17 protein-coding genes are annotated in these 15,342 nt (G+C 50.0%); 6 read left to right on the top strand and 11 right to left on the bottom strand.

Annotation, left to right across the window (positions count from 1 at the left end; translation table 11 throughout):
• The first annotated feature begins 94 nt into the window (after positions 1 to 94).
• Both D1627_RS08025 and D1627_RS08020 read left to right on the top strand, forming a co-directional pair.
• Complete coding sequence (locus tag D1627_RS08025; RefSeq protein WP_119431688.1) at positions 95 to 460, top strand: BlaI/MecI/CopY family transcriptional regulator; 366 nt, start codon at positions 95 to 97, stop codon at positions 458 to 460.
• A 189-nt stretch (positions 461 to 649) separates the two neighbouring features.
• Entirely contained in the window at positions 650 to 1,900 is a 1,251-nt protein-coding gene (locus D1627_RS08020; RefSeq protein WP_119431687.1) for a M56 family metallopeptidase, read from the top strand.
• Positions 1,901 to 1,994: 94 nt separating this feature from the next.
• Here D1627_RS08020 and accC read toward each other — a convergent pair whose 3' ends face one another.
• The 3 genes from accC to efp form a co-directional block, all read right to left on the bottom strand.
• Positions 1,995 to 3,341, bottom strand: coding sequence for an acetyl-CoA carboxylase biotin carboxylase subunit (gene accC, locus D1627_RS08015; RefSeq protein ID WP_119431686.1), 1,347 nt, complete (start codon positions 3,339 to 3,341; stop codon positions 1,995 to 1,997).
• 104 nt (positions 3,342 to 3,445) lie between these two features.
• Positions 3,446 to 3,943, bottom strand: a complete 498-nt coding sequence (gene accB, locus D1627_RS08010; RefSeq protein ID WP_119431685.1) for an acetyl-CoA carboxylase biotin carboxyl carrier protein — start codon at positions 3,941 to 3,943, stop codon at positions 3,446 to 3,448.
• 3 nt (positions 3,944 to 3,946) lie between these two features.
• Positions 3,947 to 4,510 carry an elongation factor P gene (gene efp, locus D1627_RS08005; RefSeq protein WP_119431684.1) on the bottom strand — a complete coding sequence of 188 codons (564 nt, stop codon included), beginning with the start codon at positions 4,508 to 4,510 and terminating at the stop codon, positions 3,947 to 3,949.
• Between the two features lie 200 nt (positions 4,511 to 4,710).
• Between efp and D1627_RS08000 the strand changes: the two genes are divergently transcribed.
• From D1627_RS08000 to D1627_RS07985, 4 genes are all read left to right on the top strand, one after another.
• Positions 4,711 to 5,490 carry a TIGR02757 family protein gene (locus D1627_RS08000; protein WP_119431683.1) on the top strand — a complete coding sequence of 260 codons (780 nt, stop codon included), beginning with the start codon at positions 4,711 to 4,713 and terminating at the stop codon, positions 5,488 to 5,490.
• A 372-nt stretch (positions 5,491 to 5,862) separates the two neighbouring features.
• Positions 5,863 to 6,687 (top strand): pyrroline-5-carboxylate reductase, encoded by an 825-nt coding sequence (gene proC / locus D1627_RS07995; RefSeq protein WP_119431682.1) that lies wholly within the window; start codon positions 5,863 to 5,865, stop codon positions 6,685 to 6,687.
• Positions 6,688 to 6,861: 174 nt separating this feature from the next.
• On the top strand, positions 6,862 to 7,974 hold the full coding sequence (proB, locus tag D1627_RS07990) for a glutamate 5-kinase (protein WP_317125201.1): 1,113 nt from the start codon (positions 6,862 to 6,864) through the stop codon (positions 7,972 to 7,974).
• Between the two features lie 4 nt (positions 7,975 to 7,978).
• A complete protein-coding gene (locus D1627_RS07985) occupies positions 7,979 to 9,226 on the top strand; it encodes a glutamate-5-semialdehyde dehydrogenase (protein ID WP_119431681.1) in 1,248 nt (415 codons plus the stop codon).
• A gap of 74 nt (positions 9,227 to 9,300) precedes the next feature.
• On the opposite strand, the gene D1627_RS07980 is transcribed toward D1627_RS07985, so the two are convergent.
• The 8 genes from D1627_RS07980 to D1627_RS07945 form a co-directional block, all read right to left on the bottom strand.
• A complete protein-coding gene (locus tag D1627_RS07980) occupies positions 9,301 to 9,705 on the bottom strand; it encodes a PaaI family thioesterase (protein WP_119431680.1) in 405 nt (134 codons plus the stop codon).
• A gap of 23 nt (positions 9,706 to 9,728) precedes the next feature.
• Positions 9,729 to 10,115 carry a DUF3037 domain-containing protein gene (locus D1627_RS07975; protein ID WP_119431679.1) on the bottom strand — a complete coding sequence of 129 codons (387 nt, stop codon included), beginning with the start codon at positions 10,113 to 10,115 and terminating at the stop codon, positions 9,729 to 9,731.
• On the bottom strand, positions 10,093 to 10,893 hold the full coding sequence (locus D1627_RS07970) for a HipA family kinase (RefSeq protein ID WP_119431678.1): 801 nt from the start codon (positions 10,891 to 10,893) through the stop codon (positions 10,093 to 10,095). Before D1627_RS07970 ends, D1627_RS07975 begins: the two co-directional genes overlap by 23 nt.
• 59 nt (positions 10,894 to 10,952) lie before the next feature.
• Positions 10,953 to 11,402: a GNAT family N-acetyltransferase gene (locus D1627_RS07965; RefSeq protein ID WP_119431677.1), complete on the bottom strand. Its 450-nt coding sequence runs from the start codon at positions 11,400 to 11,402 to the stop codon at positions 10,953 to 10,955.
• Positions 11,403 to 11,476: 74 nt separating this feature from the next.
• Positions 11,477 to 12,871, bottom strand: coding sequence for an MATE family efflux transporter (locus tag D1627_RS07960; protein ID WP_119431676.1), 1,395 nt, complete (start codon positions 12,869 to 12,871; stop codon positions 11,477 to 11,479).
• A 15-nt stretch (positions 12,872 to 12,886) separates the two neighbouring features.
• A complete protein-coding gene (locus D1627_RS07955; protein ID WP_119431675.1) occupies positions 12,887 to 13,918 on the bottom strand; it encodes a hypothetical protein in 1,032 nt (343 codons plus the stop codon).
• 201 nt (positions 13,919 to 14,119) lie between these two features.
• Positions 14,120 to 14,659 (bottom strand): SRPBCC family protein, encoded by a 540-nt coding sequence (locus D1627_RS07950; RefSeq protein WP_119431863.1) that lies wholly within the window; start codon positions 14,657 to 14,659, stop codon positions 14,120 to 14,122.
• Positions 14,660 to 14,875: 216 nt separating this feature from the next.
• Positions 14,876 to 15,325 carry a YhcH/YjgK/YiaL family protein gene (locus D1627_RS07945; protein WP_119431674.1) on the bottom strand — a complete coding sequence of 150 codons (450 nt, stop codon included), beginning with the start codon at positions 15,323 to 15,325 and terminating at the stop codon, positions 14,876 to 14,878.
• Between the last annotated feature and the right edge of the window lie 17 nt (positions 15,326 to 15,342).

Raw genomic sequence — 15,342 nt, 5'->3', positions numbered from 1 at the left:
GACATCATTCCGATGGCGGCTTTTTTTTAAATCCAGTTCTAAATAAATAAATTTTCTACGAATATTTCGTATAATTACGAAAAGTTCGTATAAAATGGAGAAACTAACACAACCTGAAGAAGAAGCGATGCAAGTGCTTTGGCTGCTTGGCAGAGGCTTTACAAAAGATGTCCGGGAGCACCTTTCTGACCCCAAGCCACCTTATACTACTCTAGCATCAACAGTTAAAAACCTGGAGCGCAAGGGCTATGTAAGCGGAGAGAAGCTAGGCAATTCATACTTATATACTCCGCTAATTAACGCAGAAGATTATCGCAAGGAGTTTATGAACAGCTTTATCGGTAGTTATTTCCGAAACTCTTACAAGGAGCTTGTCTCGTTTTTTGCGAAAGAGCAGAAGATAAGTGCAGAGGAACTCAAGGAGATCATCGAAATGATTGAGAAAGGAAAAGCTAACTGATATGCCTCCATTTATACTTTATCTTCTAAAGGCAATTGTGGCGCTGGTATTGGTCTATGTTACTTACCGGCTCTTGCTTCGCGGCCTGACTTTTTATACTTATAATCGGTTCTTTCTTCTGGCAGGGCTGTTGTTTACATCGGCTTTCCGCTACTTGAGGTTTCGCATATTATTGCAGAGCCAACGCAATTGGCCACCGGTGCTTTGCTGGTATGGCCCGGTAACTTAAATGCCGTGCATGCGCCGGAGCAAGGCGTTGATGTTTGGTTCTGGATGCTGCGCCTGTACGCAGCAGGGGCGCTGGTTATGGCAGGCCGTTTTATACTTCAGGTTTTCTCGTTGTGGCAACTGCACCGCCAGTCTGCGCCTGCCAAACATGAGGGTGTTGCCTATCGCGAAATGGCTGAACCTATCAATCCATATTCTTTTTGGCGTGCCATTTATATACAAAGTTCAGCGCATTCGGAGCAGCAACTCAAGGCTTTGCTGTTACACGAGCAGGTGCATTGCTCCCAATGGCATACGCTTGATATTTTACTTGGCCAGCTTTTTCGCATCGCATTTTGGTTTAACCCACTCGCCTGGCTAATGCAGCACGAGATACGCCAGAACCTGGAGTACCTGGCTGACGAACAGGTACTGGCGCAGGGCCTAGATGCTAAAAGCTATCAGTATAGTTTAGTGCATCTTGGGCAAGCAGCACCAGGGAGCTCTAACTTAACCAGCCGCTTTAACCTTAACCCTATAAAAGATAGAATTATGATGATGAACAAACAGAAGACCAACCCGGTACACAAGTTTAAGTACTTATTATTACCGCCGGCCATTATGCTAGTGGCTTTATTAACAACAACTTCAAAAGCAGAAGTGGCGGCGCAGAGTGTAAGCCAGGGCCTACTTACATCTCCCCATGATACGACAAAAGCCGGCTTGCATGGCACGGACAAGAGTGGGAATATCTTTTTTATTGACGGAATCCGTGCTGATGAGGCACAAGCTGAACAGATTGACCCTTCTGAGATCGAAAAGATAGATATGCTGGGCGCAGCAAATGCCAGCCATCTCATTGGTGACGAAAATGTTAAGCGCATTACGTTGATCACCACCAAAGCTGGCAAAGACTCGGAAGCAGTGCGCGCGCTAAAAACAAAGCTTGATGCGGTGTATGAAAAAGGAAACTCCCTGAAGGTTTCTATGATAAAAGGGAAAGATGATTCATCCGCCAAATCCCAGAGTGATAGCGCCAAGCTACTAGAGGCTAAAGAACCTATCTATATTTTAGACGGAAACAAGGTCAGTACGAAAGTAATGCAGTCACTGGACCCTAACACGATAGCGTCTGTAAATGTGCTGAAGGGAGAAAAGGCTACTGCGGAGTATGGAAAAGACGGTGAAAGTGGCGTGGTAGTTATCAAAACAAAACAAAAGTCAGATAAATAAGACTTTTCCTGATTTGATAGCCTATAGCTGGCTGTCCCCTAAAACAGAAAACCCCGGTCATTGCTGGCCGGGGTTTTTCGTTTTATGCTACCTGTTACTCAATTGAGCCAAAGTCAAAATCTTCCAGGTACTTTGTTGTGAAGTTACCTTCTTTAAAGCCTGGGTCATCCATTAGCTTCAGATGGAAAGGCACTGTGGTTTTAATGCCTTCTATCACAAATTCGCTCAGGGCACGCTTCATCTTTACTAATGCCTCCTCGCGTGTCTGCGCACTCACGATCAGCTTCGCGATCATAGAGTCGTAGTTCGGCGGGATAACATAGCCAGAGTATACATGCGAGTCTACGCGCACGCCGTGGCCACCTGGGGTGTGCAGCGTCGTGATTTTGCCTGGGCTAGGGCGGAAGTTGTTCTTAGGGTCTTCAGCATTGATACGACACTCGATGGCATGCATTTTAGGGTAGTAGTTCTTACCGGTGATCTTATGTCCGGCGGCTACCTTAATCTGCTCTTTGATCAGGTCGTAGTCAATTACCTCTTCCGTAATCGGGTGCTCTACCTGGATACGGGTGTTCATCTCCATGAAGTAGAAATCGCGGTTAGCATCTACCAGGAACTCGATGGTACCCACACCTTCGTAGTTGATAGCCTTGGCACCTGCAATGGCAGCCTGGCCCATGTTCTCACGCAGCTCGTCGGTGATGAACGGGGATGGCGTTTCCTCAACAAGCTTCTGGTGGCGGCGCTGGATAGAGCAGTCGCGCTCCGAAAGGTGCGCTACCTGTCCGTGTTGGTCTCCGATCAGCTGAATCTCGATATGGCGCGGCTCTACCACGAATTTCTCCAGATACAGGCCATCGTTACCAAAAGCAGCCTTGGACTCGGTACGGGCATCGTTCCAGGCCTTCTCAAACTCAGAAGGGTCTTTCACGATACGCATACCACGGCCACCACCACCGGCAGTTGCCTTAAGTATAACCGGATACTTAATTTTGTCAGCTATTTTCAGGCCTTCCTCTACAGAGCTCAGCAGGCCTTCGGAACCAGGTATGGTTGGCACGCCAGCTTTTTTCATGGTTGCCTTAGCAGAAGCCTTGTCGCCCATCTGGTTGATCATCTCCGGAGAGGCACCGATAAACTTAATACCGTTTTCGGCGCAGATTCTTGAGAACTCAGCGTTCTCAGACAAGAAGCCGTAACCCGGGTGGATAGCGTCGGCGTTAGTGATCTCGGCGGCGGCTATAATGTTCGGGATGTTCAGGTAGGATTGTGCGCTGGGAGCAGGGCCAATACAAACAGCCTCATCAGCAAAGCGCACGTGTAGGCTTTCCTTATCGGCGGTAGAGTAAACGGCTACTGTTTTAACGCCCATTTCTTTGCACGTACGGATAATGCGCAGTGCAATCTCGCCACGGTTGGCGATGAGTATCTTTTTAAACATACTATTCAAATTAGAAATTAGGAATCAGAAATTAGAAATAGAAAGTAGGAGGGATGCGTGCTTGCAGCTCCCTCCACCACTAATTTTTAATTTGTAATTTCTAATTAAGACGGATCTACCAGGAACAGCGGCTGATCGTACTCAACTGGTGAAGCGTTATCAACCAGCACTTTTACGATTTTGCCTGATACCTCTGACTCGATCTCGTTAAACAGCTTCATGGCTTCGATGATACAGATCACCTGTCCTTTTTTTACCTCGTCGCCAACGTTTACAAACATTGGCGTTTCCGGGCTTGATGCACGGTAAAACGTTCCGATCATAGGCGCTTTGATAGCAATATACTTGCTGTCGTCAGATGCGGCCGGGGCTGGCGCTGCAGCCGGAGCAGGGGCCGCTGCCGGAGCTGCAGAGGCTGCAGGCTGTGGGGCAGGAGCCGACGGAGCGGCATGAGCGCTTGGCTCAGCACCTTTCACGTAGGTTACCTTCTGGTCTGGATCGCGCTTAACCGAGATCTTAAACTCTTCTGTTTCGATGTTAACTTTATTCAGGCCAGATTTGGCGATAAAGTCGATGAGGTCCTGGATTTCTTTCGCTTTCATGTGTTATTTAACTCTTTCTGCGTATGAGTACGTACGAGTATCTACTTTAATTTTTTCGTCCTGGCCAATAAATAGCGGCACCTGAATGGTAGCGCCTGTTTCAACGATGGCAGGTTTGGAGGCGTTTGTAGCTGTATCTCCTTTCAAACCTGGCTCAGTGTAAGTTATGGTCAACTCCACAAACGGAGGAATATCGCACGTCAGTGGGGATTCTGTTTCGGCATGGAAAAGTATGGTTACTTCCTGTCCTTCCTTCATCAAGTCCGCAAACGGCACCATGGCTTCGTCCAGTGCAACCTGCTCAAACGTGTTCAGGTCCATGAAGTGGTAGCCTAGGTCATCCTTAAAGATAAACTGGTGAGGGCGCTGCTCAACGCGTGCAGTCGTGATTTTGTGTCCTGCCGAGAACGTGTTATCCAGCACTTTGCCGCTTCTCACGTTTTTCAGTTTGGTTCTAACAAACGCTGGGCCTTTGCCCGGCTTTACGTGCTGGAAATCAATTACCACGTAAAGGTCGTTGTTATACTCAATTACAACACCATTTTTAATATCAGCTGTGGTTGCCATATAAGTTAACTTATTTGTATCCTTAATAAGGAGGTAAAACTATGCTTGTTTTTGCTGTCTTGCAAAACAAAGTTAGTTAATCTGATGAAAATTTCTTTAAAACCCGGCACAAACCTGCAGATATGGCGGCGCAAGTATCTGAGCTCTGTTATTTTGCAAAAAAAATATCCCGGTTTCCTGTTAAAAAGTATAGTTGATACATGATACACCCTGATTTTGCGGCTGTAAAAGCTTTGCTAGACGATAGAGTCCTAAAGTATAACCAACCAAACTTCATCCCAAACGACCCGGTTTCCATTCCGCACCGCTTCCAAAAGAAACAAGACATTGAGATAAGCGGGTTTTTTGCGGCTATACTTGCCTGGGGCCAGCGCAAGACCATTATAAACAACTGCCTGAAACTGATGGACCTAATGGACAACGCCCCGCACGAATTTATACTTCAGCACCAGGAAAAAGACCTGCCGCGCTTTCTGGGCTTCAAGCACCGCACCTTCAACGACACCGACCTGCTGTATCTGATCCACTTTTTCAGGGAATATTACAGTAAGTACGAGTCGTTGGAAACGGCCTTTGTAGGGGAGGGGCATACGTTAGCCACGCAAAAAGAGCGGCTGGAGCATTTTCATAACCTGGTTTTTAGCCTGGAGGATGCGCCGCAGCGCACGCGCAAGCACATTGCCACGCCCGCCCGCAAATCGGCGTGCAAGCGCCTGAACATGTACCTGCGCTGGATGGTGCGCAAAGATGATGGTGGCGTGGACTTCGGGATATGGAACGCCATGCCCATGGCCGACCTTATTTGCCCCTGCGATGTGCATGTGGAGCGGGTAGCCCGGCGGCTTGGCCTGATTACGCGCCCAAGTATGGACTGGCAAACCGCGGCAGAACTTACTGCTCACCTCAGCGCCTTCGACCCCACAGACCCCGTGAAGTATGATTATGCGCTCTTCGGGCTGGGTGTGGAGGAGAAGTTTTAAGCTAGCCGCTTGCCGGCAGGGGTTTAAACAGATATATTATAGCAGATAGCCTGGGCTGCCTGTAAGCGATAATTGGCCCTGAAATTCATACTTGTCACAACAAATTTAAAGATTTTTTAACAGGCATTTCAGGGCAGAAACCTGCATGGCTTATTGATTGCACTTTACGTGCGATATTGACCTTATGAAGTATAAATAATAGGATTATGACGGCAATGTAAACCCTTTGGATAACCCCTAAATATTGGCTTTAAATAGTATGCATCAATTTGTTGTGATTTTTAATACCGGATCGGTTTTTGTACTTTTGTGTCTGTAAACAAAATCTTTTAACTCAGATCACTCTGAATAAATAAACTAGATATCGATAGAATGCACACAGATAACGTAGCTATCCTGGGAGCCGGAAACCTCGGAAAATCAATCGCGGAAGGACTTCTTAGCAATGGTCAGTATGAGCCGGAAAACATCTTTGTCACCAGGAGAAACACGAAGTCGTTACAGCAACTAAAAGACAAAGGCCTGCAGGTAACTACCGACAATACGTATGCCGTTAAAAACTGCCGCTACATTATGCTTTGCGTACAGCCAGCGCATCTAGAAAATGTGCTTAAGGAAATTAAGCCAATCCTTGACCCGGAGAAGCATGTATTGCTTAGCGTTATTGCAGGTATCACTATAGAAAACATAGCCAACATTGTCGGCGATTTCCCAATTGTGCGCAGCATGCCAAACACTGCCATCGCCGTTCATCAATCCATGACCTGCCTTGCCTTTAATAAGAAGGCTGCCTCTGTGGAGAAAGAGGTGATCGAGATCTTCAACTGCCTCGGCGAAGCTTTGGTGATTGAGGAAGAGCTAATGGCCGGAGCCACGGTGCTTTGCTCGAGCGGCATTGCGTTTAATATGCGCTTTATACGCGCCGTAACCCAGGGTGGTATACAGCTGGGCCTTGATGCCGAAGACGCGCAGAAAATCGCGGTCCAAGTAAGCAAAGGCGCTTCTACGTTGTTAACAATCAATAAATCGCACCCAGAGCAGGAGATTGATAAGGTTACCACGCCTGAGGGCTGCACCATAACTGGCCTTAACGAGATGGAGCACCAGGGCTTAAGCTCTGCCGTAATTAAAGGTTTGGTGGGTTCGCACAGACGAATACTGGACCTAAAAGAGCAACGGGAGAGAGAGTCGGCGTAGTATCCAAAGATAAACAGTATGCTGTTCTGTAGCAGGTTCGGTGCGCTAACGCCCCGGCTTACACTGCTGCAGAACAGCATTTCTTTTTGTGCCTCTGTTAAGAAGCGCTACCCGCATTAAAACACTTGTTAACTATATGGCTTGGCTCTAAAGTTTAGCCAGCCACCTAGAATTGTGAAACAAATCAAAAACAATATGGATTATCAGCCACAGCTAGTTGTCGTAAAAATAGGCTCCAACGTGCTTACCCAAGCAGATGGCTCGCCGGACAGGCAACGCATGGCTTCGCTTGTAAAACAGATTGCCCACCTGAAAGAAAAAGGCTTGCAAGTCGTGCTGGTTTCGTCGGGGGCAGTAGCCTTTGCAAGAAACAACATCAAAATAGAAGAGAAAACAGACTCTGTTGTCAGGAAACAGATTCTTGCCTCTGTCGGGCAGATAGACATTGTGCAGTCCTACAAAGAGCTGTTTCAGGCAGAAGGGCACCAAATAGCCCAGATCGTGGTAACGCCGCAGGACTTTCTGTCGCGGCGCCATTACCTAAACATTAAAGACTGCCTGCTTGGGCTGCTTAACCATAACATCATCCCGATTATAAACGAGAACGATGCCGTAGCAGTAACTGAGCTGATGTTTACCGATAATGATGAGCTGGCAAGTATGACTGCCGCCATGATTGATGCAGACACCCTGATCCTGCTCACCAATGTGGACGGTATCTATAAGGGCCACCCCAATGATCCCGATGCTCAGCTGATAGAGCACGTTGGCCAGCGCACTTCAGGTGTGAGCCGCTACATTGCCTCCTCCAAATCCAGTTTCGGGCGTGGGGGTATGGGCAGCAAAATGAAAATGGCTAAGAAAGCCGCTTACCTGGGCATACATGTATTCATTGCCAATGGTAACCGCGACGATGTTTTGCTGGACTTTTACAAAGGGCAGCTCAAGTCAACATACTTTGAACCGCACTCCTCCAAGCCTAATCCTAAAAAGTGGGTAGCGCACAGCGGCAACTATACCAAGGGCGAGGTGATTGTAAACCAAGGCGCACGCGTGGCTCTTCATGCCGACGAAGCCGCTAGTTTGCTGCCCGTGGGTGTGGTAGCCATTACAGGTGATTTTTCGAAAGGCGACATCATTCGGATTACGGATGAAAACGGCGAAAAGCTGGGCCTCGGGAAAGCAGAATATGGCTCTAAAAAAGCCGCTGAGCGCATTGGCCTAAATAACCAAAAGCCGATCGTGCATTATAATTATTTGTACTTATATAAATATCATAACCTATAAAACTATGGCTTTGCAAGAAGTTTTTAAAAACGTAAAACAAGCGAGCAGAAAACTAAACTTAGTATCAGAAGATAAAATAAAGCAGGTGCTGGAAACCCTGGCCGATAAGGCCTTGGCAGCAACCGAAACCATACTTGCCGCCAACAAGCAGGACCTGGCCCGCATGGATGCCAACGACCCGAAGTATGACCGCCTGAAGTTGACAAAAGAACGCATTGAGGCGATTGCGGCTGATATCAGAAATGTGGCAAGCCTGCCTTCGCCGCTGGGCAAAGTGCTCTCGGAGCGCAGCCTGGATAATGGCCTGGAGCTGAAAAAAGTGTCGGTACCTTTGGGCGTGATCGGTATCATTTATGAGGCCAGGCCAAATGTAACCTTCGATGTATTTAGCCTGTGCCTGCGCTCTGGCAATGCGTTGCTGCTGAAAGGCGGCAGCGATGCAAAAGATTCTAACGCGGCCATTGCAAAGCTGATACACGAGGTGCTGGAGCAGCACGACGTAGATAAAAACATTGTGCAGCTGTTACCGCCAGACCGCGAGGCAACCCATGAAATGCTGCATGCCGTGGACTATGTGGATATTATCATTCCGCGCGGTAGCCAAGGTTTGATAAACTATGTGCGTGAAAACTCCAAAGTACCCGTGATCGAAACCGGCGCTGGTATTGTGCATACTTATTTTGATGAGTTCGCGGACCTGGCCAGCGGCAAAGACATTGTAGTAAACGCTAAAACCCGCCGCGTGAGCGTGTGTAATGCCCTGGATTGCCTGGTAATCAATAAAAAGCGGCTGAGCGATTTACCTGAGATAGGAGCCGGGCTGGCCGCGAAAGGCGTGGAGATTTTTGCCGATGCCCCGGCTTACGAGGCCTTAAAGGAAACGTACCCTGCCGATAAGCTGCACCATGCCACCACAGAGCATTTCGGGACGGAGTTCCTGTCGCTGAAGATGTCGGTTAAAACGGTAGAGGATTTGGAAGAGGCGATTGAGCATATCAATGCCTATACGTCGCAGCACAGCGAGGCCATTATCTCGGATAACGAGGAGCATGTGGACCACTTCCTGAAAGCCGTGGACGCCGCCGCCGTGTATGCCAACACATCTACCGCCTTTACCGATGGGGCGCAATTTGGCCTGGGTGCCGAAATTGGCATCAGTACGCAGAAGCTGCACGCCCGCGGTCCGATGGGCCTGGATGAACTGACAAGCTATAAGTGGGTTGTGAAAGGAAAGGGCCAGGTAAGAGCTTAAGTATAATCAACTCCGCAAGTATAAAAAAAGCGCCTGCAGCATGAGACTGCAGGCGCTTTTTTTATACTTTAAAGCTATCTGGGAGGTATAGAATAGGTGCCAACAGCGTGCGCCACAGGAGCGGGCTCGCCATCTGAGTAGATGCTTACTTCGCCCACGGCCAGCCTTTTCCCGAGTTTCAGAAGCTTACAAACTCCGATAATATCCTGAGAAGCGGAAGGTTTGCGCAGGAAGTTAAAGTTGAGGCTGGTGGTAACCGTCAGCGCCTCCAAACCGATCTCGCCTAGTATGGCCACATACAGCGCCACATCGGCTACTGCCATCATCACGGGGCCAGACACGGTGCCGCCCGGGCGAAGTTCCTCAGGGCCAATCGTGTGGCGTACCGTAGCCGACTGTTCGCCGACCTGCTCCACGCTAACTTTGGTTTGTGGGAATTCTTTTTTTAGAAAAGCAGCAATCTGATCTTTTAATTCCATACTTCCGGTATGTTATAGGATGCTCATGATACGAGCTGGTCGAACAGTTTATCCAGCGTTTCCTGGGCAGTGGCGAGGCAGAGGCCGGGGTGCACGGCTGAGGTTTGCACCACCGTGCTGCGCGTTGCCGTGAGCCAACGGAACCGCGAGGCTATGGGCAGAGCCCCAATGGTGCCACCTTCCTTGCGGCCGGCGCAGATGCGCTCAAAGGCATGCAGGCGCTCCTGCAGTTCATCCAGATCCAGCTTATCGGAGAAGGCGCGCAGGCGCTCCGGGTTAAGTTTATACTTTGTTTGCAGAAATCCTTGTGGCTGGCAGTACAGAATAACGCCCACGTTCATAAACTCTTCGCGCTCCACACAAGGCACCACGCGAATGACGGCGTACTCAAATAAGTGCTTGTCTGGCATGTTGTGCGGCTTTAATGAAAATATCTGAATGGGCAACCCGGCTTTCCAGGAAGTTGGAATAAACGGCCCGGTGCTCGCTCACCGACTCAAAAGGCGTGTCGGGTGAGGCCAGCCAGGCATCAGGAATCAGGGAAACGATGGCGCGGATGCGCTCCGGTGTAAGTATGGCTTTAAAGGCTGCATCCACGCTTTCCAGTTCGGTAGCCTGGGGCAGCAGCACGTGGTCTTTTGCCTGCGCAAAAGGGCGCTTGGCCTGCTCTTCCCAGTTGTAGCCGGCATGGTGAAAGTATAAGGATGCGCCGTGGTCTATCAGCCAAAGCTCTTTGTGCCACATCAGCATGTTGGTATTGCGCGGCGTGCGGTCCACGTTGGTTATCAGGCAATCGAGCCATACTACCTGCGAGGCGAGCGTTGCATCCACGGTGGTTACCAGGGCATCGAACGTTATGGCCCCGGAGAGGTAATGCAGCGCCAGGTTCAAGCCTTCGCTGGCGCGCAGCAAGTCCTGTATTTCCTCGTCGGGCTCGGTGCGGCCAAAAGCCTCATCCAGGGTGGCAAATACCAGCTCCGGTACTCTGAAGCCAAGCACACGCGCCAGCTCCCCGGAAATCAGTTCGGCAATCAGGGCTTTTATACCCTGGCCGGCACCCCGGAACTTAAGCACGTACAGGAACTCGTCGTCGGCCTCTACCAGGGCAGGCAGCGAGCCGCCTTCGCGCAGCGGCGTAACGTAACGCGTTACGTCCACGGTTCTGAGCTCGGGTGGGTTATAGGTCATGTTTTGGTTGATTTATACTTTGGAAGATGCCTTTGAAACACCTTTTGCAGCCAATGGTTTCATACTTTTTTCTGCATGCACACGCTGTTCTCAACGCCGGCATACTGGCCATAGTTCGGAATTACGGTGTAGCCGCACTTACGGTACAGCGCAATGGCCTCCGGTTGCTTGGTGCCGGTCTCCAGGATGCACGAAGTATAACCGAGCGCTGCGGCCCACTGCTCTAACTCGGCAAGCACCAAAGAGGCAATGCCCTGTCCGCGCTGCTGCTCCAGTACAAACATGCGTTTTACCTCGGCGGTCATGTCGTCGTACGCCTTGATGGCGCCACAGCCAACGGGTTCGCCTTCACGGTAGGCTACCACCACATGCTTTATCTTGTCGAGCTTGTTGTATTGCGCGTAGAACGCGTGGTCTTCGCCGTCACGGATGCGCAGGTCCTGGTCGAGCAAGGCTACCAGCGGCCGGAAGTCAGGGTCATCAGAGCTTGTTCTGCGTAGTTTGATCATCAGGATAATGTGCCTTTATACTTTGCAGGAGCAAGTATAAGCAAGAATTGCGTGCCAGGGTAGCTTTGGCCGGTTTATACTTTCACGCGCTTCCAGGTACCTTGCTTAAATAGCCAGCCTGTAACAAGGGCATGAAACGAGTGGCAAAAAGCAATGGCAATGAAAACACCGGTAGCTCCCAGGCCAAAGTACATTGCCAGAAAGTATGCCAGCGGGATCTCGAGCAGCCACAGCACACCGATGTTAATGAAGGCCGGCGTGCGCGTATCGCCGGCGCCGTTAAAGGCCTGCACCATCACCATGCCCAACCCAAAGAAAATATACCCCAGCGTGATGATCTGTAAGGCCTGCGTGGCGATGTGTATGACCTCGGCATCGTTCGAGAAGAAATCGGAAACATACCTGCCAAACAGTATAAAGCTCAGCGTAGCCACGGCCATAAAGATCATGTTGTAGCGTGCCGTGAGCCATACGGCCAGCTCCGCGCGTTTCGCTTTTTTGGCGCCCAGGTTTTGCCCCACCAGCGTGGCAGCCGCCGAGGATAGTCCCCAGGCAGGCAACAGGGTAAAGATGATTACGCGAAACGCAATGGTGTAACCTGCCAGTGTGTTGCTGCCAAACTCGGCAATCAGGCGGGTCAAAAATATCCAGCTGGCCGAGTCGATGAGGTATTGGCCCACGCCACCCGCCGACAGCCGAAGAATATGCCACATCACCCCAACGCTAAGCACCAGGTTTTCGCGCGCTATTTTCAGCAGGTGCTTGCCATTGAACAAATGGTACAGTTGATAAACTACACCCAGGCTCCTGCCAATGGTGGTGGCCCAGGCGGCACCTGCCAATCCAAGACCTTCAAAATTACCCAAGCCAAAGATTAGGAGCGGGTCCAGAATGATGTTGGTGCCGTTGGCAATCCAGAGTGCGCGCATAGCTAGGTGCGGCTGCCCGGCTCCACGAAAAGCACCATTTACCAGGAAAAGCATAAGTATGGCAGCGTTGCCGGCAAAAATAACCTGTGTGTAGGTAACGCCCGTGCGCACAACCTCTGGCGTGGCGCCCATCAGAGTGAGCAAATCAGAGGCGAAATAAGTCGCAACGCCGCCCATAAGCAGGGCCAGCAGCAAGCCAGTTACCATCAGCTGAAATGTAATGCTGCCGGCCTCGGTGTAATTCTTCTCGCCCACGCGCCGCGACACCATGGCCGTGGCTGCAATGCTAATACCCATGCCTACCGCATAAACGATCATCAGCACCGATTCTGTTAGGCCAACAGTGGCCAGTGCGTTGGAGCCCAGCTTGCCCACAAAGAAAATATCCACGATGGCAAACAATGATTCCATCAGCATCTCCAGAATCATCGGGATGGCCAGCAGCACGATGCTCTGCTTAATGCCCAGCGTAGTATAATCCTGCTCTTTGCCTCTGATGGCCGCCGATACAAGCTGCAGGAAAGACTGATTTTTTGCCATGTGTGCTGCTGTGCTTTACTGTTTCAACCGGTACTCATCTACCAGGTGGGTGGTGAACCTATACGATACGCCCAACTCTAGCATCACGCCACTTGCCTCTTTCAGGTTAAGAAACAAAGGCCGCACAGCGCTGTGCAGGTTAAGGCTGTGGTTTACAATGGCGGGCTGTGTGTAGTAAAAAGAGGTTTTGTCTTTGCCGAGCTTGATGAGGTAATGCAGCACGAGGCCGGGGCTAAAGCCTTGGAGTTGCACCCAGTCTTCGTCGTGCGTGTCTTCTTTTGGCACAATGTTCTGGCCGGCATAGGTTAGCTCTAGCTGTGACTGTAGCTCGTTTCTTTCTTGTTGCTTAAGTATTTTGTTTATGCCTACGCCCAGCAGGAAGGTTGGCGGGGCGCTGGTCTGCTCTCTGGCGCTGTTGATGTGGTATGGCTTTTTAAGCTGATTTCCATAAATGCTCATTACCATGCCGCCGCCGTATCCCTTTGCGCCCGTGTACATAATATCCATCTTTATGCCGCCTCCCGGCGACAAGTATTCTGCTGGTTTGCCTGCAAATGCGTTTGCAGCGGCACCCATTAGTATATCCAGGCGCTTCCCCGACTTATGGATATACTCATAGTCTTCGTAAGCGTGCTGTATGAAAAACAGCGGGTGCAGCGAGGGTTGCACTAAGCGGGCCTGCGTATAGGTAGGCAACTCAAACTGCAGGAAGTAAAGAGCCTCCACCTTTTTGTTGCCTGCCATGCTCGGGTAAAACTCAGGCATAGTTGCTGCGGCCTGTCGCAGGCTGTCGCGGATGGCGCTGTCGCTTGTACCTTTGATGTCCTCAAGAGTAGCTGTGCCTGTAGTATTCACCAGAAAAAGCAACTCAACCGACTGGCCTTGCAACAGCTCCCGCTGTGCTGGCGAAAAATCGATCTTGTAAAAAGGTAGCACCGCTTTGCTAACGCCCCCGATTGGCCTTGGGTCGCTGGGCTCGTTGGTTTGGGCGAAAGCCTGGAGTGCAGCCAATACAAGCGCTGCAAATAGTGCAATAAGTTTACACATTGGGAGTGAAATATAACTTGGACTAGTAAACACGAAGTTACGGAACAATAGGCATTTGCAGGCACACAGGTAGCCAGCACTTTATACTTTCGCTTTACAAGCAGTGGAATCGGGCATAAAAAGCAAAAAGTAACAGCGCGGGCCATTACTTTTTGCCATGATTTTATACTTGCAACAAGCGCGGTGCGCTTCCAGGGATGGTTATTTCTCGAGCTGGATTTTCAGGTTGTCCAGGCCGGTCTGTAGGTCGTTGCCAATTGCTTCTTCCATATCCATAAAGGCGAGCATCAGGTTCATTGGGTAATCCATATGGCCGTTAAAGCCCCATTTTACCTTTGTTTCGCTGTCAGAAACCTGCTCAGTAACCATATAAGCCGGCTCGGTAGCTTCGAAAGGCTCATAAAAGCGAAGCTCAAAATCAATTCTGTCGCCGTCTACAATGTTCTTGATCTCCTGCTCGCCCTTACCTACTTCCTCGTTATCGCTCTCCCAGGCTGATACAAAACCTACGGTGCCATCGGTGCCAGAGTAAGTCTTTTTCATGTTCGGGTCACGGGTTGCCCAGGTGCTGTAGTTATCCTGATTCCTCAGGAGCTTCACATAGTTAAACACTTCTTGCTTCGGCTTGTTGATCACGATTTCGCGCTCCACGGCGTAATCCTGGTCCACGAAAAGGGCCACAAGCAAGGGCACAGCCACAAGTATGGCTACAACGATAAGGGTGGTCTTTAAAACTTTCATTTGGCTTTTAGTTGATTTTTCTAGAGCCAAAGTTAGTAAAACCATGGAGCTTGCAAAGAAGCACGTAGGCAGGTATAAGCCTGCTCTATAACTGACGTTTACACGTTGATCTTCAAATCTGGCCCGCACGTGCCGCAGCCGCATACTTTGGCCTCAAAATAAATTTTCCAGCTTTTACAGGTATACTTTCAGGCAGGGCAGAAAGCCCGGTGTATGCTAGCTTACCGCAATCTTGAGCACCACTTTGCGCACCACCTCGCCGGTTATCATGGCGGCGTGGGCATCGTCGGGGTAGAAGATGGTGAAAGAGCCTGCCGGTACATCGAACCAGTTCTGCGTTTTATCCGGAAAAAAAGCTGCGTCGCGCTCCTCGGTGTAAGGGTCGTTGGGTTGGCTGCACTGCGCCAGGTCTTTCCAGCCCATGTGGTCGGTGCCCGAAATTACGTACTGTATGTCGATGTACTTGCGGTGCACTTCCAGTTTGGCATTTTCCTTGGCTATGCCCTTGTCTTCAGAAATAATCGCGAAGAGCCTTTTACCTTCTATTTCGTGCACGCCTGTGGCAACGCTTGCTAAATCCGTTTCCTGCAAATAAGCAAAGGCCTGGACAAATAATGGGTGCATGCACGTATAACGCGTGGCATTACTGAGTTTATCGAGAACCATATTAAGTTAGAAGGTTT

This window comes from Pontibacter oryzae, from assembly GCF_003576375.1.
Lineage (GTDB): Bacteria > Bacteroidota > Bacteroidia > Cytophagales > Hymenobacteraceae > Pontibacter > Pontibacter oryzae.
Note: the sequence above shows the minus strand (reverse complement) of the source record. Positions and strands in the feature narration are given on the sequence as shown.